The sequence below is a fragment of the Tenacibaculum sp. MAR_2009_124 genome, assembly GCF_900105455.1.
Lineage (GTDB): Bacteria > Bacteroidota > Bacteroidia > Flavobacteriales > Flavobacteriaceae > Polaribacter.
Map to the genome: position 1 here is coordinate 263,585 of NZ_FNSF01000007.1, position 21,212 is coordinate 284,796.

General features: G+C 31.9%; 16 protein-coding genes. 6 read left to right on the forward strand and 10 right to left on the reverse strand.

The genetic code is table 11. From position 1 onward, the window contains the following. Window position 1: 1 nt before the first annotated feature. Window positions 2-862, forward strand: a complete 861-nt coding sequence (locus BLW23_RS18075) for a glycosyltransferase family 2 protein (protein ID WP_093672490.1) — start codon at window positions 2-4, stop codon at window positions 860-862. Here BLW23_RS18075 and BLW23_RS18080 read toward each other — a convergent pair. The 5 genes from BLW23_RS18080 to gyrB all read right to left on the reverse strand — a co-directional run bounded on the left by BLW23_RS18080 (window position 833) and on the right by gyrB (window position 8,284). After that, complete coding sequence (locus BLW23_RS18080) at window positions 833-1,921, reverse strand: glycosyltransferase (protein WP_176829877.1); 1,089 nt, start codon at window positions 1,919-1,921, stop codon at window positions 833-835. The two genes, BLW23_RS18075 and BLW23_RS18080, sit on opposite strands and share 30 nt — an antisense overlap. A gap of 229 nt (window positions 1,922-2,150) precedes the next feature. Then, window positions 2,151-3,077 carry a malate dehydrogenase gene (gene mdh, locus BLW23_RS18085; RefSeq protein WP_093672494.1) on the reverse strand — a complete coding sequence of 309 codons (927 nt, stop codon included), beginning with the start codon at window positions 3,075-3,077 and terminating at the stop codon, window positions 2,151-2,153. A 142-nt stretch (window positions 3,078-3,219) separates the two neighbouring features. After that, complete coding sequence (locus tag BLW23_RS18090) at window positions 3,220-5,061, reverse strand: PQQ-binding-like beta-propeller repeat protein (protein ID WP_093672496.1); 1,842 nt, start codon at window positions 5,059-5,061, stop codon at window positions 3,220-3,222. 97 nt (window positions 5,062-5,158) lie between these two features. Beyond that, entirely contained in the window at window positions 5,159-6,196 is a 1,038-nt protein-coding gene (locus BLW23_RS18095; RefSeq protein ID WP_093672498.1) for a DUF6588 family protein, read from the reverse strand. A 150-nt stretch (window positions 6,197-6,346) separates the two neighbouring features. After that, on the reverse strand, window positions 6,347-8,284 hold the full coding sequence (gyrB, locus tag BLW23_RS18100; protein WP_093672500.1) for a DNA topoisomerase (ATP-hydrolyzing) subunit B: 1,938 nt from the start codon (window positions 8,282-8,284) through the stop codon (window positions 6,347-6,349). A gap of 582 nt (window positions 8,285-8,866) precedes the next feature. Here gyrB and BLW23_RS18105 point away from each other — a divergent pair. From BLW23_RS18105 to BLW23_RS18115, 3 genes are all read left to right on the forward strand, one after another. Further along, window positions 8,867-10,033, forward strand: coding sequence for a DUF3103 family protein (locus BLW23_RS18105; protein WP_093672502.1), 1,167 nt, complete (start codon window positions 8,867-8,869; stop codon window positions 10,031-10,033). 574 nt (window positions 10,034-10,607) lie between these two features. Continuing rightward, entirely contained in the window at window positions 10,608-12,113 is a 1,506-nt protein-coding gene (locus BLW23_RS18110; RefSeq protein WP_093672504.1) for a M12 family metallopeptidase, read from the forward strand. A 584-nt stretch (window positions 12,114-12,697) separates the two neighbouring features. Continuing rightward, entirely contained in the window at window positions 12,698-13,924 is a 1,227-nt protein-coding gene (locus BLW23_RS18115; protein ID WP_093672506.1) for a M12 family metallopeptidase, read from the forward strand. Window positions 13,925-14,074: 150 nt separating this feature from the next. Here the strand turns inward: BLW23_RS18115 and BLW23_RS18120 are convergent, their stop codons facing one another. The 4 genes from BLW23_RS18120 to BLW23_RS18135 form a co-directional block, all read right to left on the reverse strand. Continuing rightward, window positions 14,075-14,683 carry a CDP-alcohol phosphatidyltransferase family protein gene (locus BLW23_RS18120; RefSeq protein WP_093672508.1) on the reverse strand — a complete coding sequence of 203 codons (609 nt, stop codon included), beginning with the start codon at window positions 14,681-14,683 and terminating at the stop codon, window positions 14,075-14,077. A 15-nt stretch (window positions 14,684-14,698) separates the two neighbouring features. After that, the gene (locus tag BLW23_RS18125; RefSeq protein ID WP_143032223.1) at window positions 14,699-15,379 is read right to left on the reverse strand and encodes an LA_2272 family surface repeat-containing protein; all 681 of its coding nucleotides are present in this window, start codon (window positions 15,377-15,379) and stop codon (window positions 14,699-14,701) included. A 5-nt stretch (window positions 15,380-15,384) separates the two neighbouring features. Beyond that, entirely contained in the window at window positions 15,385-15,957 is a 573-nt protein-coding gene (locus BLW23_RS18130; RefSeq protein ID WP_143032224.1) for a hypothetical protein, read from the reverse strand. Between the two features lie 139 nt (window positions 15,958-16,096). Continuing rightward, window positions 16,097-16,507 (reverse strand): hypothetical protein, encoded by a 411-nt coding sequence (locus BLW23_RS18135; protein ID WP_093672514.1) that lies wholly within the window; start codon window positions 16,505-16,507, stop codon window positions 16,097-16,099. Between the two features lie 115 nt (window positions 16,508-16,622). Between BLW23_RS18135 and BLW23_RS18140 the strand changes: the two genes are divergently transcribed. After that, window positions 16,623-17,588, forward strand: a complete 966-nt coding sequence (locus tag BLW23_RS18140) for a hypothetical protein (RefSeq protein WP_093672516.1) — start codon at window positions 16,623-16,625, stop codon at window positions 17,586-17,588. Window positions 17,589-17,646: 58 nt separating this feature from the next. Here the strand turns inward: BLW23_RS18140 and asnB are convergent, their stop codons facing one another. Next, complete coding sequence (gene asnB / locus BLW23_RS18145; RefSeq protein WP_093672518.1) at window positions 17,647-19,308, reverse strand: asparagine synthase B; 1,662 nt, start codon at window positions 19,306-19,308, stop codon at window positions 17,647-17,649. Between the two features lie 467 nt (window positions 19,309-19,775). Here asnB and BLW23_RS18150 point away from each other — a divergent pair, with 467 nt between their 5' ends. Continuing rightward, window positions 19,776-21,167: an anthranilate synthase component I family protein gene (locus BLW23_RS18150; RefSeq protein ID WP_093672520.1), complete on the forward strand. Its 1,392-nt coding sequence runs from the start codon at window positions 19,776-19,778 to the stop codon at window positions 21,165-21,167. Window positions 21,168-21,212: the final 45 nt, after the last annotated feature.

Consider the following 21,212-nt stretch of genomic DNA (forward strand, 5'->3'; position numbering starts at 1 on the left):
GATGATTTCTGTGCTAATCCCAACGTATAATTGGGATGTTTATCAATTAGTTTCAAGTTTACACAAGCAGTTGTTGCTAGCTAATGTTGTATTTGAAATAATCGTTGTTGATGATGCTTCAAGTAGTTTGTTCTCAGGTAATAGCAGATTAAATGAATTGTCAAAAACTTCTTTTGAAATTTTTAGAGAGAATAAAGGTAGAAGTGCCATACGAAATTATTTAGCTGAAAAGGCAAATTATTCTTGGTTGCTATTCTTGGATTGCGACGCTATTGTAGATGATTTGTTTATGGAGAAATATATTAATGCAATAAAAATAGGCTCTTTAAATGTTGTAACAGGAGGTATGGTTTATAATTTATACAATCAAAATCTTAGGTACAAGTTTGGAAAGAAAAGAGAGGAGATAGATGAAAAAGAACGAAATAGGTTTCCAGAAAAGTATTTTTTTTCAGCAAACTTTATGATAAGAAAAGAAGTGTTTAGTCTTGTTAAATTTGATGGGACTTTAAAAGGATATGGATATGAAGATTTATGCTTTGCAAAGGAATTAAATAAAAACACTTATAATATAAAGCATATTGAAAACCCGATTCTTCACGCCGAAATAGACGATAATAATGTTTTTTTAGCTAAAACAAAACAAGCCTTGTTGAATCTCAAGAATTTAATAGTTGATGGGAAGTTAGAGTTTTCGGATACAAGAATTTCTATAATGTATCGAAGGTTTTATCTATTGGTTGCGGGGTTAAAATATTTTAATGTTTTTTTTGAAAAACTAGCCGTTAGAAGGTCGTCGCTATTTTTTTTTGATTTATTCAGAATTACTTATCTATGCAAGATGTTTAAAGATGAAAATTAAAACTTGTTCTTCATTTTCCCAAGTCAGTTCTGTTTTTGCTTTTTCTAGATTTTTTGAATAGTCTTTTTTTAAGGCATGTTTAATTTTTATCGCAAACGATTCAGGAGTTCTATTCTCTAAAACTTCACCAATAGAATATTGAGATACAATGTTTTTCATTTCTGGAAGATTTGAAGTGATTACAGGTATTTTAGCTTGTATATAGTCAAATAGTTTATTAGGTAAAGCATAGCGATAACTTAAGCCTAAATCTTCTTCAATACTTAACCCTAAATGAGCGTTCGGTGTAATTTTTCTTAATTCTTCAGGAGATAATTTACCTAAAAAAATTACTTGTGCATTTAGATTTTTTTGATCCACAAATTCTTTCAGGTTTTGAAAAATGTCTCCATCACCAACAATTAAAAAAATACAATTATCAAGATTACTAATGGTTTCAATCATCAATTTAAGACCTCTGCCAAGATTAACAGCTCCTTGATACAAGATAACTTTTTTACCCTTAATATTAAAAGGGAGGTTTGTGATTTTATTGGTTTTTACTTTTTTAGGTACATTTCGAACTACATCAAAATGTGTGTTGTATTTCTCTTGATAGTAGTCTGCAATACTTTGACTTACAGTATAACAATTTTTTAACCGAGGAAGTAATAGATTTTCAAGGGATTCCCATATTTTTTTTGTTTTAGGACGTTTTACAAGCTCAGGAATTTCAGGAAATAATTCATGACTGTCATATACTAGTTTCTTACCTTTTAGTTTACTTACAATAAAATTGGGAAGCAATGTATCTAAATCATTCGATAGTAAAATGTCACTTTTGGAAAATAGTAGATAAAAAAACAATCGAATATTGAATTCGGCATAGAATAAAAAACCGTTGTTAAATAATAAACGAAATCGCTTTGTTTTATAGTTTCTATGAAGAGGTTGGCTAGTAGGTAATTTTCTGCCGACTAAAATTATGTTGAAATTTAGATTATAAAGAGTATCGCACACTTTGGAAACTCTCTGATCATTTGAGATATCATTAGTTACTGAAACTATTATTTTTTTCAATGAAAGTAATTTAGAGCGAAAGATAAAAAACAAAACCCACTTCTAGAAAGAAGTGGGAAAATTGCTATGAAAAACTATGAAAAAGAAACATAAGCTATGTTTCCTCGATTAGGTAGACGAGCAATTATTTATAAACTTACAAGTTCATATAAAGTTTAACACTTTTTAAGAAAAAAAGCCTTGCGAATGTCTATTCGCAAGGCTTCAAATATGTTGTAATCTTTCTTTTTTAGAAAGTTAAAGCTTCATTATTTTTCTTTACAGCAGCAGCTGAGTCAGCTAGGTGTTGTTTTTCGGCATCACTTAGGTTGATCTCTACAACTTTTTCGATACCGTTTTTACCTAATACTACAGGTACACCAATACATAAACCAGATAAACCGTATTCTCCTTCTAATAAAGTAGAACAAGGGAAGATTTTCTTTTGGTCACAAGCAATTGCCTGAACTAATCCAGAAACAGCGGCTCCTGGAGCATACCATGCAGAAGTACCTAATAATTTAGTTAAAGTAGCTCCTCCAACTTTCGTATCTTCTTTTACTTGATTTAATCTCTCTTCTGATAAGAATTCTGTAACAGGAACAGAATTTCTTGTCGCTAAACGAGTTAAAGGAACCATTCCTTTATCTGAGTGCCCACCGATAACCATTCCATCAACATCAGAAATAGGAGCTTCCAAAGCTTCTGCTAATCTATACTTGAAACGAGCAGAATCTAAAGCACCACCCATACCGATAATTCTATTTTTAGGTAATCCAGTAGTTTTATGAACCAAATAAGTCATTGTATCCATTGGATTTGATACTACAATAATAATTGTATTTGGAGAGTGTTCTATTAAACTTGCAGAAACAGATTTTACGATACCAGCATTAATACCTAATAACTCATCACGAGACATTCCTGGTTTACGAGCGATACCAGAGGTAATTACACAAATATCAGAATCAGCAGTTTTGCTATAATCTCCAGTGGTTCCAGTAATTTTAGTGTCAAATCCGTTTAACGAAGCAGTTTGCATTAAATCCATTGCTTTACCTTCAGCAAAACCTTCTTTGATGTCTACTAAAACAACTTCTGAAGCAAAATCTTTAATAGCAATGTACTCAGCACAACTCGCACCTACAGCACCTGCTCCTACAACTGTTACTTTCATTTTTTATATTATTTAGTTAAGATAATTTATTAATAAGATGCACAAAAATAGCGATTTGCCTATGGATAAAAAAGTAAAAGCTTCCTGAAAATTTCAGAAAGCTTTTAATTAACATTTTTATAGAATATTGTTTAAATAAACCTTAAAATTTATGTGCCGAGATTAGGCGATTTTTCTCATTTACAAAAACGAGGTTATCTACTTTGTCAATTACATAATTTGGAGTTTTATCTAATAACTCTATCTCTTTATCAATAGAACCAGTTTTCTTATTAATCATTATTATTTTATGAGTTGAAGGTTGACCTTCTCTCTTTATTTTTGTAACAATGAATTGATTTCCTTTACTACGTTTTGAGTTGTAAAATCTCTTTGTAGAAATATTAATGATCTCAGTATTATTTACAGAGGCACTAAATATGTTTGACGAAGTTACAGTGGCGTCAGTTTGATCGACAGAAGTTCGATATGCTCCGTTGGATAAACTAGAAAGCATTTCAATATTATCAAGTGACCCCTGAATGTCTAAATCGACACCAGCTACATTTAAACCTAATTGAGCTAGTTTTTTTAACCCTTCAGTAGTTGAAGGAGGTTTATAGTAACTACTATATTTTATAGTTCCATCAGAATTTAATACAGACATATGTTGATCGGTATATAGTAAATATCCAATTCCTTCTAAATATTCAGCAAGTAAAGGTGTTTTTCTTTTAACTTGTTCAAGTTTTATGTCTTCGGCGAACATGTCGATTTCTCCTGAATTCAAATCAAACTTGTAGCCTTTTTTATTTTCAAATAGAATAACCTTGTTAAGCTCTTTGTCGAAAGTTACAGCAGGTATAGATTTAAATTTAACATCTCTTTTCCAAACATCTTTTCCTTTATTGTAGTCCAAAATGTTAGATCTTTCAGTAGATATATATAGAATACCGTTGTCCGTAGGAGTTGCATAATAAGCATAACCGTCAATATTGGTATCCCAGATTTTCTTTCCTTCGTTTGAAACTAAAGCAATAGATCCGTCTTTTTCGTCTTTTCCAATAGCTATAAACCCTTTTTCTTGTGGAATAACTTCATTCAGGTGATCTATTTTAAAACTTTTTTTCCATTTAAATAGGTTCGTTTTTGGATCAATAATATTGAATCCTTCCGTTTCAACCAATATTAGGTCTCCATTAGTTGTGGATGTTACGTCAATTAATTCCCCTCTAAGTTTTAATTTCCCAGGAGTGATATCATCACCATTATCAGGATTAAGTACTAAAAGTTTGCTTGATTTTTTAATACCAACATAAAGATTGTTGTTTTTCTCAGAGTACACTAGAGCATTAACTTTTTTCTTAGTTTTATGTTTCCAGTTTATGTTCCCGTCAGCAAAGTTTATTGAGAATATTTGATCTTTAATGGCAACAACCAAATTATTTTCAGAAGGGAAATATGGACCGTGGTTTATAAATGAATTACCAAGTAGTTTACTAAATAGACCTCCAACTTCTCCAAGGTCTGCAATCCAGTTTACTTGACTGTTTCCAAGGCCGAAGCTCATTAATTTTCTTTTTTTATCTTCCAATAATTCAAACAGAATAATTCCTTTATCTTTAAGTAGTGTGTAGTTTTTAATTCGATATCCTTTATCTTTTGTATCGAAAACTATATCTCCATTACTAGAATTAAGAATAATACCTCTTGTTTTTCCAACAACTGGAGAATATTCTATATAGAAAAAAGGAAGACCGTCAATGTTAAGAAATGTGTTCTTGTCAATGGCTTTTAATTCTTTGTTTTTCCATAAAACATCACCTGTAGTATGGTTCATAGCAATTAAACCTTTTGCTCCTGATGCAATAATGTTTCCTTCACTAGATTGCTTAATCCAGCCTACTTGATATAAATCTTCTTTTAAGTCTTTTGTCCAGACTTTATCTTGAGCATTTACCATAAAACTGGTTAAAAAAAAGGCGAGTAAAACTCTTGTTTTCATAATCTTTGATTTTTGTTAATGGGTAAAAATAGTCAAAATAAAACCTCACCGAATTTTCAACGAGGTTTTTAGTTTTTGCATTAAATGAAAATAGAGATTATCTAAAGCTGAAGGCGATCCCTGCATTTAAGGTGTTGTATTCTTGTAATGTATAACTTCCATATAATTTAAAGAAGCCAAGACTCAATCTAGCTCCAATGGTAGCATTCATACTTCCTGAATTTGTTTTTAACGAGATAGGGTCGGTAATTGATTCTTCAACATTTGGAGCGCCATTAATAGCAGGATCGTAGCTTAGAGTGTAAGTGCCTAACATATTAAGTTTAACATTACCCGCATTATATCCGACACCTCCATAAACATTAATTATAGGGAAATTTAAAGAAGCAATTGCCTGAACGGTATAGGTGTTCAAATCAAACTCAGTTGAAGCATTTTGAGTAGAAACATCGCCACTTACATTTCCAATTTCATAGTCAACACTCATATTTGAGTATGCAGCCAATAAAGATATATGAAGAGGTAATTTGTCTAACGGACCAAACCATTCCGTAATTTCTTTTTTAATTCCTAAACCAAAAAGACCAACTTTTACATTATCTACTCCAATTTTTGGAACATAACGAACGATAGCGTCTAATTTATAGGGAAGCCCAACACCTACTTGAATTGCTGGAGCGGGAATGGCACTTGTAGGAAGATCTTCCTTGATCCCCTTAGGCATTGTAAAATTGGCAGTTACATTTTGACCTTCTATTTGAGTAGAATATTGAAATTGAGCTGGAGTAGTTGATTCACCTCCAGCAACAGTTGGTGAGGTAGAAACACCATTAGTAACGGTTGTATTATTAGATAAACCTAGTTCAGCTATAGAAAATATCTCATCTTGAGATGGAACAGCTGCTGCATTTGCCCCAATTGAAATGTCAAAGCCAAATTTTTTATGAACTTTGGCGGTATGATACCAACCGTTGTTCATAGCGAACATTAGTCCTTTAAATGAAGGAGCGAGGTATGCTTTTGTTAATTTTGTTGCATCATCTTTGGCTAAGAGGATGGTTTCTAATTCTTGAGATTGCAATTTTGAAAAACAAAATATTGCAGTGAAAATGCTAATTGCTTTTAATACTTTCATTTTTGTTAGATTAAAAAGTATACATCTATAATAGATAGATGTTTCTTATATTAATCAAAATTATAAAAAATATTGATTAAACAAATAGGGTAATTCCCTAAATAAAAAAACCTCAACAATTGTTGAGGTTCTATTTCGAAAAAATACTGATTAGGCATCAATATTAGCATATTTTGCATTTCTTTCAATGAAATCCCTCCTTGGAGGAACGTCGTCTCCCATTAACATTGAGAAAACTCTATCAGCTTCAGTGAGGCTATCAATAGTAACTTGTCGAAGCGTTCTAAATTCAGGGTTCATTGTTGTGTCCCATAATTGTTCTGCATTCATCTCTCCAAGACCTTTATAACGTTGTATACTTGCAGCACCACCCATTTTTTGAACAATTAAGTCACGTTGATTGTCATCCCAAGCATACTCTTTTTTCTGTCCTTTTTTTACAAGGTATAATGGAGGAGTGGCGATATAAATATATCCTTGTTCAACCATTTCTCTCATATAACGGAAAAAGAATGTTAAAATTAAGGTAGCAATATGCGAACCATCTACATCGGCATCACACATAATCACTACTTTATGGTAACGAAGCTTTGATAAATTCAAGGCTCTTGGGTCTTCTTCGGTACCTATACTAATTCCTAATGCGGTAAACATGTTTTTGATTTCTTCATTTTCAAAAACCTTATGCTGCATTGCTTTTTCTACGTTTAAAATTTTACCACGTAAAGGTAATATAGCTTGGAAGTTTCTATCACGTCCTTGTTTTGCAGTTCCACCTGCTGAATCTCCCTCAACTAGGAATATTTCGCAAACGGCAGGATCAGTTTCAGAACAGTCAGAAAGTTTACCAGGAAGCCCTCCGATACTCATAACAGTTTTACGCTGAACCATTTCACGAGCTTTTTTAGCTGCATGCCTTGCTTGTGCCGCTAAAATTACTTTTTGAACAATAGTTTTAGCATCATTTGGGTTTTCTTCCAAGAAATCATTAAGCATCTCAGCTACCGCTTGTGAAACTGCCGATGTAACATCTCTGTTTCCTAACTTAGTTTTTGTTTGACCTTCAAATTGAGGTTCCGCCACTTTTACAGAAACAATAGCGGTTAAACCTTCACGAAAATCATCTCCTGAAATTTCAAACTTAACATTTTTTAATAAACCTGACTCATCAGCATATTTTTTTAATGTATGTGTTAACCCACGACGGAATCCAGATAAGTGCGTACCTCCTTCATGAGTGTTAATATTATTCACATACGAATGTAAGTTTTCAGAATAAGAGGTGTTATATACCATAGCGACTTCAACAGGAATCCCGTTTTTCTCACCCTCCATTGAAATAACATCAGAAGTTAATTGCTCACGAGTACCATCTAAATATTTAATAAATTCAGGAAGTCCTTCAGTAGAGTAAAATGTTTCATTAATAAAATTACCTTCATCATCTGTATTACGTTTATCAGTTAAAGTGATAGTAATACCTTTGTTTAGGTAAGCTAGTTCACGTAAACGAGCAGATAAAGTATCATAATTATATTCTGTAGTTTGTGCAAATATTGATTTGTCTGGTAAAAACGTAACGATGGTTCCAGTAAAGTCAGTTTCTCCAATTGTTTTAACAGGGTATAGTGTTTTACCTTTAGCGTACTCTTGTTGCCAAATTTTACCTTCCTTATGTACCGTTGCAGTTAAGTGATCGGATAAAGCGTTAACACAACTTACACCAACACCGTGTAAACCACCAGAAACCTTATAAGAATCTTTGTCAAATTTTCCTCCAGCTCCAATTTTAGTCATTACAACTTGTAATGCAGAAACACCTTCTTTTTTATGAATCCCAACAGGAATTCCACGACCATTATCTTTGGTTGTTATTGAATTATCTTCATTAATAGTAACTTCAATAGAATCACAATGTCCTCCCATTGCTTCATCAATAGAGTTATCTACTACTTCATATACTAAATGGTGTAAACCACGAACTCCGACATCACCAATATACATGGATGGACGCATACGAACATGCTCCATTCCTTCAAGTGCCTGAATACTGTCGGCGGAATAATTGTGCTTTTTTTCTTCGCTCATACTATTGAGTTTTGTTTGTGTTCTTTACGTTATGTTTTTAGGATATTAATCAACAGAAAATAAGTTAAGTTATTTTCTAATAGAATGTTAAAAGATTAGTGATCCCCCAAAAAAATAATCGCACGTGTGCGATCATTCTTACTATACAAATTTACGTTTTTTTAACCTTAAAATAAAGTTTTTAAGAGGTTTTGTTAATAAAAAATGAAAAAAACTACATATTTGTAAAAGTGCCTTAAATTGCTTAAAAAGACTTAAAACGATGGTTTTTGTGTTTTTGTTATAGCTTTCTCCTTGTCAAATTTAAACAACGCCTTAAAATCGATTATTTAAAAGGAGTTTTGAGTGATACAAGGTTTAAATAAAAGAGAAGTTAGCAAAAAAACATTGTGCTGTAATTTTTAAGAATAGATAATCTCAGTGAGAGCCCATAATACATGATTTGTGGACGTTTTTATGTGGGTTTATTCATTATTTAACTATTTTTATTAGTTTAATTTATAAAATTAACATTTATTATTGTTTTTGTTGAGGTTTTAATATATTGCTGCTAAAATTTTATTAACCTAAATATTTATAACAATGAAAACCTTTCAATTTTTGTATAGAAGCCTTTTGGTTTCTCTGTTAATTATTAGTTGTACAGATTCAGCTGAATTATTACAACAAGAAGAACTATTAAATACTACAGATGTAAATAAAAAAGAAATAGCACTAGAGTTCATTGATTTAATGAAAAACAAGAAATTTAAAAAAAGAACATTAGAGTTGTTAAAGAATGAAAAGGTTGGTGTTTTACTATCAGAAATTCTGAATAAAAATTCTTCCCATATCAATGATCAAAGCGCATTCATAAAACTATCCAAAAAATCAGCAGAATTAGAAAGAAAGGCCATTTCTGAAGAGGCACCAGAAAAAATTGAAATTTTAGAAATATGGTTGCATAATCCAAAAGGAGATACTGATTTTTCAAACTTGTTGTTTTCCTTTGCACCCAAAGGAAATGAAAAGGATTGGGGTTCTGTTATTGCTTACGATATGGATAAGAACACAATTGTATTGGATGCAAAAACAAGTCCAAATCGACCCATAATTGTTATAGAAGAAAATGGAATAGAAGCATTAAAAAAAGAAGTGGACCAGATGAATAGACTTCTAAGAAATAGTGGTTTACAGAAATCAAGTTTTGATCCGAAAAAAGCTGATGAAAACATAAGAGCTAGTCAAACAGGGGGATTAGAAACAACTAAACTTGATAAAATTAGATTGAATCATGATGAAGAATCTTGGATTTTGGGAGCCGCGGAAGTCTATGCAATTACATCAGGAATAAGAAGTGAAGATAACAGCCCAGAGATTAAAGTTATTACAATGGAATATCTTGATCATGAAGGAACTGATTATTATCCAAATCAAATTTTACTTTTTTGGGATGATTATCAGTATCAAGCTGCAAATATTCAATTTTTTGAAAAAGATGATAGTGGAAATTATAAAGAATTAACGCAAACAATTATAAACGGTGTATTTCAAATTTTAGGAACTGTTGCGACTCAACCATGGGTTAATGTTTTAGGGCAAGTTGCAGGAGCTATACTTGAAGCTATGCCAGAGGAATGGTTTAGAAATGATGATGATTATGTCGATTCATTATATACAATAGAAAAGAATAAATCGTATACAAATTATTTTGGTGCTAGAGGAAATGCGAAAGTAAATTTATCTCCTTTTTATGTAGCTCCAAACTAATTATAATAAGCAGATCAATCAAAGGATAAAAAATCTTAGAAGAATTTTCTTGTAAGATTTTTTCATGTAATTACTGTTTTAGATACTACAAAACTGCTTGGTTTTATTTGTAATATTTAATTATTTAATAGAAGATATTTCTTTTTTCTGTTTCTATACGTAGTTACTTTTGCTTCAAGAATTATTAAAAATAATGATTCCGAAAACTTCGGTTTCGACGGTTATATAATCATCTATTCTCATTGTATTAGATGTGATATTAAAGAGATTAATAAGATCTTGTTTAAACGAAAAAAGAAAGGGATGCTCATGAGTTTTGTGTAGCTTATAAAGCATGACCCTTTTACCTAAAACTTTTCGGGAAGTAGTTTCAATAAATTTTTAAGAATTATTTATTACAAAAAGTCAATAAAGATCTAAATGACTTTTTTCAACTTAATTTAGTGTTAACCCCAAACCAATTTAATCTTTGCGTGTTTTCTCTTTAAGAGAATACTAATACTATATTCAATTAGAATTTCAGACTTTAATACTAATGTTTTAACCATAAAAATTAATATTAAAATTTAAAATTATGAAATCAAACAAACGAAGTTTGTTAGTCTTGGTATGTGCAACCTTGTTGTTTTTATCTTGTAAAGAAGAAGATGTTTTTAATCCGGAAAAACAAGTCAGTTTATCTCCAGAAACTACATCAAATATAGAAGTGGCTTTTCCAGGAGAGAAAGGGGAAGTGAAGAAAGGTTATTATTTGGGAACCGAAATAACTTATGAAGTTATCAATGGACAATGTGTTGCCGGAGGAGATATGTTGCTTAAAAAAGAATTAATAAAGGATAGCCTTGATGATTATCTTTATGAAGGTGACGTTTCTAGAGGAAGCAGAAGTGTTGGAAGAACCAACGGAAAATGGCCTAATAATACCGTATATTATTCCGTAGCTGCAAATTTACCGAATCAGGAAAGAGTTACCGATGCTATTGCTCATTGGGAAGAGAATACTAATATTAGGTTTGTGAGAAGAGCCTATGAAAGTAACTTTATTTTGTTTCGGGTTGATTCTAAAGGAAATTGTTCGGCAGACCTTGGGATGCAGGGAGGAATGCAAACAGTTAATTTAGGAATACATTGTACAAAAGGTATAGTAATCCATGAAATAGGTCATTCGCTAGGCTTATTTCACGAGCAAAGTAGGTCCGATAGAGATAACTATATAAGAATAAATTGGAGTTATATTGATGACGGGATGGATTATAACTTTTATACATATGGACAACAAAATATGAGTGGGGCAAATTATACCAATTCACTTGACTTTAACTCAATAATGCTTTATGGTTCTTATGCTTTCGCAAAATATGGGAATGGATATCCTACTATTACAAAATTGGACGGTACTACATTTAATGGGCAAAGAGAAGGTTTATCTCAAGGAGACATCGCTGGAATAAATATTATGTATCCAGCAATTGACAATGGAGGTGGTCAATATCAAAATGGAACGAATTATACAATTAACGGGATTCAGGTTTTTAGAGACCAAAACCTATGGTGGTATTCAACTACAATTAATAGAAGAGTTACTTATATTCAAGTCGAAAACATTAACAATAAGTGGGAATGGAAGGTTAATGGGAATATATACACCAACAGCAAAGATTTCATTGTAGATGGCAGAAAGGTTAGAAGACATGATCTTAAGTGGTGGTACTCACATCAAAATAAATGGTATGAGATGGAGTATGTCAATGGCATTTGGAAATATGTAGGTCAAGGTCCAGGGACTGGAGGAAATCAGTATCAAAACGGAACCAATTATACGATTAACGGAATTCAGGTTTTCAGAGATCAAGATTTATGGTGGTATTTAACTGAAATTAATGGAACGGCAACATACATCAAGGTTAAAAATGTAAATAACAAATGGGTATGGGAAGTTGATGAGAATGTATACCAACATAATACTAGTTATAATGTAGACACCAGACAGGTTACAAGGTATAGCGGAAAATGGTGGTATTCTTATCAGAATACATGGTATGAAATGGACTATATTAATGGGAAATGGGAATATTTATAAAATAAAATTTTTTAGTGTTGTAAAACATAATAAAATATATAGTTACCTCATAGCCTCTTAATGTTTTTAAGGGGCTTTTTTGTAGCTGTATTTATTATATAATGCAATTTTTTTATTAAGATTTTGTGATATTTAATAGTTTTTGGCGCGATATATTTTTTTTTAATCTATTGAGGGTTATAAATTTGCGCTCCAATCTTCATATGTGAGGATTTTGTGGACTTCGGTTCATCGGTTATTAATCATCCGATTGTGAAAATTGGATGTTAGGGTGAGATCTTCGAGATCATAAATGAGTGAAAACAAGAAAGATGCTTAATTTAGTTTAACTAGGAGTTTCTTTAAATGTTTAGTTTAAGAACATTACATTCTTGTATCATTGTTTAACCATTTCTACTAACTACTTCTGCAATATTACTTAATGTCTATTATGCGTAGCTAAAAAATACTAACAGAGCTACAAAGTATTAGATAAAAACCCAAACTATATTCAATTTTTTGATGAGCGAAAGCTAGCCACACAATTACTTTTAAATTTTAATTGTTACGTTTTAACCAACATTATTAACATTAAATTTTAAATTATGAAATTAAACGTAAAATTGGTAATGCTAATTTTCGTTACCCTTCTATTTCTATCGTGTAACAATGAAGAAGTATTGGAAAACGATCAGGTAGCTTCAGAAACCTCAGAAACAAATGAAACAAATGCATTTAGTGCTTTTCCTGGTGAAAGAGGAGAGGTAAAAGAAGGCTATTATTTTGGGAAAAAAGTTACCTATGAAATTATTAATGGTGAGTATGTTTTTGGAGGAGATATGTTGTTACATAAAGAGTTGCTGAAGGATACCTATGAGGAATCGATGGAGGCAGCTGGATATGGTGATGAGCATTCAAATACTAGAGGTGTGGGGCTTAAATCCCAAGGCTTATGGCCTAATAATACCGTTCCTTATTCAATATCGTCAAATCTTAGTTATTACAGAGGGTTGATTGAGGATGCAATGAGAGAGTTAGAGAATAAAACGAACCTAAAATTTGTAAGAAGATCTGGACAGCAACAGTACGTCTATATCGATTCAGGGCAAGGGTGTTCTAGCTTTATAGGGACGTCAAATTACGGTGCAACGAGAATGTCTTTGGGGCAAGGTTGCTTGGTAAAACATATAATTATACATGAGCTGGGGCATGCCATTGGTTTACATCATGAGCAAAATCGCTCTGACAGAGATCAGTATGTAGATATTTATTGGAATAATGTACAAAGAGGGCAAGAACATAATTTTAGTAAAGCAACAGGTTGGAACTATAGAGATTATGGAGCTTATGATTTTAACTCAATCATGCATTATTCTTCTTATGGGTTTTCTGCAAATGGACAACCTACTATTAGAAAAAAGAATGGAGGTATAATTCAAAGTAGTACAAGTTTATCAAGTGGAGATATAAGTGCTATTAATACCATGTACCCAGGCGATAATGACGGAGGCGATGATGGCGGAGATGACGGCGACGGTGGAGATGACGGCGACGACGGAGAGTATCAAGATAATACATATTACACAATCCATGGAGTAACTGTTAAAAGAAGATGGGGTAAATGGTGGTATTATGTTGACTATGATAGCAGATTTTATGAGGTTTTAGAAGTAAATCAAACTTGGGTATTGAATGGAACGGCATTTGCAAACAACCAACATCATGTTATAGACGGGGTTCGAGTTCGTAGAGAGCATAACAAATGGTGGTATGGAGATTATTATAATAACTACGAAGTAGATTATATAAACGGACGCTGGGTGTACATATAGTCATTTAATGATTTAGATTACATTTAGTTCATTTTATTTGAATTAGGAAAAGCTGGCTTTTGATTTTTCAAGCCAGCTTTTTTAATAGCAGCAATTTCCCCTAAAATGGATGAATAATCCATTTGTGCAACGATGAATGTTTTTTTGGTTTTAACTATTTAGGAGTTTATGTTTTGTTATTTTTTTTCCTTTCCTGAGTAAATATGCATGGTAAGAACTAGGTATATCATGCGTCCATTTTGGAAGAATTAAAATGATAAGTATGACGTCAATATGAGCGATGAGCCCAATAACTATAGCTAGATAAAATGGAAAACCGGCCTGTTGGAAACCTATTAAAGAAGTGAATGCTATAAGTAATGTAAGTCCCCAGATTTTTGATAAAAAAGCATGGGTACAAGTTTCTTTTCCAAACTTTAGAAAACTAATTACATAACACATGGCTTCCATGACTAAAATAGCCCAAATTGCATATGAGTTATCACGTATTAATTCAGGATATAGTATATAGGAACTAAAACCAATAGAGAGCCAGAAAATCATATCGGTTTGACTATCGAGTCTTCTTAGTTTTTCAGTGGAAACACCTTGTTTTCGAGCAATAATGCCATCTAGAATATCAGAAACTAACCCTAAATACATTAAAGTAATTATTATCAAGTTTGATTTCTCTTTGAGTAAAATAGCCAAGAGTATTATGATTGGTGAAAGTATGAACCTGAATAGAATCAAACTTACAGGTATGTTTAATGTTTTCATAGTAACTCGATTGATTTAAAAATTCCAGTTTATTAAAGGAAAGGATCTCTTTTTGTTTTTATTCCATAGACCAATTTGAAAACCTTTCAGATTTTTGGCTTTGTTAAAAATTCCAATTTGGATTCCTTTTATTTGTTTAACTTTATTAAAGCCTCCAATTTGAAGTCCATTGATGTATTTTGCGGTTGTTCCAACAACGGCAACAGAAGCACCATTTGTTAGATAGGTGTCATTTCCAAAAATACCTATCGAAATACCATTTTGTTTTTGAATAAGATTTCCAAATCCAGCGATGCTTATACCGTTCATTTTTATAAAGTATTGACCGATAAGAGCTATTGATATTCCATAAATTTGAGTTTCAGATACTGACCCAGAAGATATGTTTAATCCATAAACCTTTTCTACAGGAATTGATTCTAAGCTCTTGTAAAAGGCTTCATCATTTGTTGAAATAGGTGACCTTGGAATTAAAGGCATTAAAAAACCAAGGCCTGGTGCTTCAATTCTTATACCATAGGTTCTAGTAAGTGTAGTGTCCTTAAAAATAGGTTTTGGTAATAATCCTAATGATAGCCCTATAATGTCCGTGCTTTCTGAATGAGTAATCCATGCAGGAAACCTTAATTTCCTTTTTTGAGAAAAGCAAGAGGATAAAAACAAGAATATCATCGAGAACGATAAATAGGTTTTCATTTTCATCACAGCTTAAATTTGTATCCTATGTTTAGTTGGTAAATTACTGGGCTATGTCCATGTTCGAAAATAAACCCTACCATTTCAGTTTTTGCTCCTGCAATTCCAAAAACTTCTCCTGATAAATAAATACTTGATTTATTATTGATAGAATATGATATTCCACCACCTGCATTTATATTTAAATAGGTGTGATTTTCACGTATTTCAATATCATTGAGTATCTCATAGTTTTCTTTTAAGGTAAAGTTCAATGAAGGCCCTGTGTGTAGGTGAAAAAATGTGTTTTTGAAAAAGAAGCTGTTTTCAAATTTGAGTGTGATAGGAACATTGATAATTGAACTTTCATATTTAACCAATCCTTCTGTACTCGAATTTGCGTGGCCATATTTGACTCTAGCTATAACACTAAATTGTTCGGAAACATAACGTTCTATTCCAATACCAAAGTTAATAAAGTCTTTCCCATCTGTGTTTTCATAACCGGTTTCTAATAAAAGATGTGTTGTATTCTTATTTTGCGCTTGTAAAGAAATGCCAAGCATAAAAAGTATATAATAGAAATTTTTAAGTTTCATAAGGTTTTATTTTAATGTTTAATAATTGTATTGCCCGATAATAATTCAAAGGAAATATGAGTTTACTGTACCTTCTTTCATTTCTTGGGATTTAGATGTTCTAATGGATCTAAAGAGATTATTAAAATGGCAAGCTTTTTTAATGTCGGTTTTCATTAAAGAGTTCTATGAGTTTATCTCGCTCTCTTTGTTTTTTCTCGGCAGCATTCCATAAGGGAATTGATACTCCCGCTTTAACAATTCCAAGACTCATTACCCCAATGCCCAAATGTTTAGTGAATTTCTCTCTATAAGCTACTCCTATAATACCAGTAGTAATGCAAATAGCTGATAATGATGTTAGAATGACTCCTGCAGTTTTATTGGTTTTTCTTCCTTTTTCGAGTGTTATAATCCTATTTAATTTTTTTTGAATATTGGAGTCGTTTAAATTTAACGGTTCCGTTTTAAGGTCTAATCTGTTTAAAATAGAAATTTTCTTTTCTGTTAATTCCTGAGAGACTCCATGGAGAAAGGAAAGCAGGAAGGTTAATAAGATTAATTTTTTCATTCTATTATGTTTTTTATTGGTGTAAAATTATTGTGGTATATCAGTTTTGGGTAAGCTTAATCACAACCATAATTGCTTTTTTTTGTGATTATCGCAAAAGACAGTATCTTTAGCCATGTTTCAAAAACTTCTATTTGCTAAAATCCAAGAGGGTTTACAATCTAAATCGCTCAATGAAGAAATTGCAAAAGTGTTAGATATAAGCTATGATGCGGCTCATCGAAGAACAAGTATGAAGAGTAAAATTTCGTTAGATGAAGCGGTTTTATTAGCAAATTACTTCGACCTGTCATTAGACTCTCTAACCGGGGAAGCATATTCAGGTTATGTTTCTATGGAAAAAACATCTGAAATAAATAACGAAATGAATTTAGAGGAGTATTTCAGGAATTCCTATGAAGCGTTGGCATCAATTGTAAATAATATTGGTTTTCAAATATTGTACTCAGCAAAAGATATTCCTCTTTTTCACTTATTAAGGTCGGAGGAGTTATGTCGTTTTAAAATTTATGTATGGCTTAAATTACTTGATAAGAATTTTAGAAATAAGTCTTTTAATGAGTTCTACCCTAAACTTTCTACAATACAGTCAGCTAATAAGTTGGCAGATATTTATAATCATGTATCTGTTTCTGAAATTTGGGATGTTACCACAGTTAATAGTACGTTAAAGCAAATTCATTTTTACTATAAAGCAAGTCAAATAAACTACGAAGAAGCTATTAAATTATGTGATTCTTTGAAGGAATTAATTGATGAAATATCAACAAGGGTGGTTTCTAAAAAGCAAGAGTTTAATGTGTATTATAATGAGTTATTACTGATGAACAATAATGTGTTAGTTTTTAACGAAAACCAACAAATGTTGTTTGTTCCTAATACAATGCTTTCCTATTTTAAAATAAGTGATAAAGAAACATGTATGGAGGCAAAGAAGTATTTCGATAAGCAAATTATGCATTCAAAGTTATTAAATGCCTCAGGAGAAAAAGAACAAAATCAGTTTTATAATAAAGTAATGAAAAAGATTGAGGCTTTAGCTCAACTAATAAAGGCAGAAAATGTTTTAGATTTCGAATAAAAAAAACCTTGCGTAGCAAGGTTTTTTACAACTAAAAATTTAAAAGAAACTAATAATATTAATAAGCATCTTCATGAACTGCGGCGATAGCGCGGCCACTAGGTTCGTTTACATTTTGAAAACTAGCATCCCATGCTAAAGCAGTTGGGGTACTACATGCAATCGAAGGTACCGAAGGAACAGTTAATGCAGCTGCATCACTTGGGAAATGCTCTTCGAAAATAGCACGGTAGTAATATTCTTCTTTCGCTCTAGGTGTTTGACTAGGGAAACGATGTTCGGCACTGTCCATCATTTCGTCTGTTACAGCGGTGTCAACAACTTCTTTTAAAGTATCAATCCAACTATAACCCACACCATCAGAAAATTGTTCTTTTTGTCTCCAAGCTACACTCTCAGGTAAGTAGCTTTCAAAGGCCTTTCTTAAAACCCATTTCTCCATTCTCTCACCATTAATCATTTTATCTTCAGGGTTAATTGTCATGGCAAAATCCATAAACTCTTTATCCAAAAACGGAACTCTACCTTCAATTCCCCAAGCCATTAAGCTTTTGTTAGCTCTTAAGCAGTCATATTGATATAGTTTATCAAGTTTACGAACATTCTCGTCGTGGAATTCTTTGGCGTTCGGAGCTTTATGGAAGTATAAGTATCCTCCAAATATTTCATCAGCCCCTTCACCAGATAATACCATTTTAATTCCCATCGACTTAATAACTCTTGCCATTAAATACATTGGAGTAGAGGCACGAATAGTTGTGATATCATACGTTTCCAGATGATAAATAACATCTTTAATAGCATCTAAACCTTCTTGTATAGTGAATGTAATTTCATGATGAATCGTTCCAATGTGCTTAGATACTTTTTTAGCGGCAATCAAATCTGGAGATCCTTCTAAACCTATCGAAAAAGAGTGAAGTTGAGGATACCAAGCTTCATCTTTATCGTCAGACTCTACTCTTTTCGCTGCATATTTCTTAGCGATTGCAGAGGTGATTGAAGAATCTAAACCTCCTGATAGTAAAACACCATAAGGCACATCACTCATCAACTGTCTGTGTACAGCAGCCTCTAAAGCGTCACGTAATTCATCAATACTTGTTTGGTTGTTTTTTACAGCTTCATATTCCATCCAATCTCTAGAATACCATTTCTGTAAACCACCTTCTCTGGTGTAATAGTGTCCCGGAGGAAATACTTCGATTTTGTTACATTGTCCTTCTAAAGCTTTTAATTCAGAGGCCACGTAAAAAGTTCCTTTTTTATCCCAGCCCATATATAAAGGAATAATTCCCATATGATCACGAGCAACTAAATATTCATCTGTTGCTGTGTCATAAACAGCAAAACCAAAAATTCCATTTAAATCATCTAAGAAATGTTCTCCTTTTTCTTTATATAAAGCTAATATAACTTCACAATCTGATTTAGTTAAAAATTCGTGATCACCTTTCAATTGTTTTCTAATCTCTTGGTGGTTATATATTTCTCCATTTGCGGCTAAAACAAATCTTCTGTCTTTACTGAATAAAGGTTGCTGTCCAGAGGTTGGATCTACAATGGCTAAACGTTCATGAGCCATGATACTTTTTTTGTCGCTATATATTCCACTCCAATCCGGACCTCTATGTCTAATTTTTTTAGCCATTTCTAATACTTGAGGTCTTAAAACCTCAGACCCTTCTTTTAAATCGAAAGCACAAACAATTCCACACATATATCTTTTAAATTTTTTATTTCTAATGAATGATTAAATAGTAACTTATGAAAGATTTTCATTTAATTTGCTGATACAAACTAACAGTCTTTGTTTGTTTTTGTAAACGTATCTTGGTATAATGCTTTTAATTTTAAACTTTAAATTTGTTTTTTGTTTAAAAGTGTAACTGTTTTTTGTGTTTGTAATGAGTTTTGTACTCATATTGTAGCCTTGTAATGTTTTAAGTCGATCAAATCATTGTGAGAGGCTTATAAAGATTGTTTTCTAAAATAAAACCCTCTAAAAGTTTGCATTCTAAAAAATCTATTTTAAATTTGCTGTATCATGTTAACGCAAAACAACATATGGTGGTGGAACTCTCTTAGCAAAAATTAAGTGAGCGATACCCTATAAAAAAATATAAAGAAAAAGGCTTATCTCACGATAAGCCTTTTTTGTTTTTAAACAATACGACTAAAACTAAAATGGAAAAAATTAAGTTTACTACAGTTTCAAAAAAAAGACTATCCGATACTGTAACTCCTGTAGGTTTATATCTTCGGTTAAGAGATAAGTTTTCAAATACGTTATTATTAGAAAGTTCAGATTATCATAGTAAAGAAGAAAGCTACTCTTTTATCTGTGTTGATCCTATTATAGGAATGAAAGCAGACAAAGATCAATTTTCTATCACACGAAAAGGAGAAGAAATTAGCACAAGTGTAATTGGCAAAAACTTCAATCAATTGTTTAATGATTTTGCTTCTTCAATTGAACTTGAATGTGATCCACACTTAAAGTCTTTTAACGGTTTATATGGATATACAACTTATGATAGTGTTCAATATTTTGAAACCATAAAATTAAATGTAAAAGAAGCTCCATCGGCTATACCAATGATGCAATATAGTTTCTATAAGTACATTATTGCTATTAATCATTTTAATGACGAGTTGATTTTAATTGAGAATATTGAAGAAGGAGAGGATTCTGGAATTCATGAAATTGAAACAATAATAGAAGCTCAGGCATTTAATACGCAAAAATTTGAAATTGTTGGTGAGGAAACTTCAAACTGCACCAATGAAGATTTCAAAGAGTATGTGAAAAATGCAAAAGCTCATTGTAAAAGAGGCGATGTTTTTCAATTGGTATTATCTAGACAGTTTCAACAAGAGTTTAAAGGTGACGAGTTTAATGTTTACAGAGCATTAAGATCAATAAACCCTTCGCCTTATCTTTTTTATTTTGATTATGGAAGTTTTAAATTAATGGGGTCATCTCCAGAAGCTCAAATAAAAATAAATGAAGGCAAGGCAATTATAAACCCTATTGCAGGAACTTTTCGAAGGACTGGAAATATGGCGGAAGATTTAAAGTTGGGAAAAAAGCTTTCCGAAGATAAAAAGGAAACAGCAGAGCACGTAATGTTGGTTGATTTGGCAAGAAACGATTTGAGTAAACATGCGGATAATGTAAAGGTTGAGGTATTTAAAGAAGTGCAGTATTTCAGTCATGTTATTCATTTAGTATCTACGGTACAAGGTCAAATAAAAGGAAACCCTGTTAAAATAGTTGGAGATACTTTTCCCGCTGGAACCTTAAGTGGAGCGCCAAAATATAAGGCAATGCAATTAATAGATACCTACGAAAATCAATCTAGAGGATTTTATGGAGGTGCAGTTGGAATTATAGGGCTCGATGGCTCGGTGAATCTTGCTATTGCTATTCGTTCATTTGTAAGTAAGAAAAACGTATTGTATTATCAAGCGGGTGCAGGAATTGTAATTCATTCAAGTGAAGAAGGAGAGTTACAAGAAGTGAATAACAAGTTAGCAGCTTTGAAAAAGGCGTTAATTTTAGCAGAAAATGTATAAAAGTTAATTAAAGATATTAGAATTGAGAAGCTCTCAATACTAAAC

What these genes read in the sequence shown, in the direction of transcription:
- BLW23_RS18075 (WP_093672490.1), top strand. Translation starts at nt 2, where the DNA reads ATGATTTCTGTGCTAATCCCAACGTATAATTGGGATGTTTATCAATTA.
- mdh (WP_093672494.1), bottom strand. Translation starts at nt 3,077, where the DNA reads ATGAAAGTAACAGTTGTAGGAGCAGGTGCTGTAGGTGCGAGTTGTGCT.
- BLW23_RS18090 (WP_093672496.1), bottom strand. Translation starts at nt 5,061, where the DNA reads ATGAAAACAAGAGTTTTACTCGCCTTTTTTTTAACCAGTTTTATGGTA.
- BLW23_RS18095 (WP_093672498.1), bottom strand. Translation starts at nt 6,196, where the DNA reads ATGAAAGTATTAAAAGCAATTAGCATTTTCACTGCAATATTTTGTTTT.
- gyrB (WP_093672500.1), bottom strand. Translation starts at nt 8,284, where the DNA reads ATGAGCGAAGAAAAAAAGCACAATTATTCCGCCGACAGTATTCAGGCA.
- BLW23_RS18105 (WP_093672502.1), top strand. Translation starts at nt 8,867, where the DNA reads ATGAAAACCTTTCAATTTTTGTATAGAAGCCTTTTGGTTTCTCTGTTA.
- BLW23_RS18110 (WP_093672504.1), top strand. Translation starts at nt 10,608, where the DNA reads ATGAAATCAAACAAACGAAGTTTGTTAGTCTTGGTATGTGCAACCTTG.
- BLW23_RS18115 (WP_093672506.1), top strand. Translation starts at nt 12,698, where the DNA reads ATGAAATTAAACGTAAAATTGGTAATGCTAATTTTCGTTACCCTTCTA.
- BLW23_RS18120 (WP_093672508.1), bottom strand. Translation starts at nt 14,683, where the DNA reads ATGAAAACATTAAACATACCTGTAAGTTTGATTCTATTCAGGTTCATA.
- BLW23_RS18125 (WP_143032223.1), bottom strand. Translation starts at nt 15,379, where the DNA reads ATGAAAACCTATTTATCGTTCTCGATGATATTCTTGTTTTTATCCTCT.
- BLW23_RS18130 (WP_143032224.1), bottom strand. Translation starts at nt 15,957, where the DNA reads ATGAAACTTAAAAATTTCTATTATATACTTTTTATGCTTGGCATTTCT.
- BLW23_RS18135 (WP_093672514.1), bottom strand. Translation starts at nt 16,507, where the DNA reads ATGAAAAAATTAATCTTATTAACCTTCCTGCTTTCCTTTCTCCATGGA.
- BLW23_RS18140 (WP_093672516.1), top strand. Translation starts at nt 16,623, where the DNA reads ATGTTTCAAAAACTTCTATTTGCTAAAATCCAAGAGGGTTTACAATCT.
- asnB (WP_093672518.1), bottom strand. Translation starts at nt 19,308, where the DNA reads ATGTGTGGAATTGTTTGTGCTTTCGATTTAAAAGAAGGGTCTGAGGTT.
- BLW23_RS18150 (WP_093672520.1), top strand. Translation starts at nt 19,776, where the DNA reads ATGGAAAAAATTAAGTTTACTACAGTTTCAAAAAAAAGACTATCCGAT.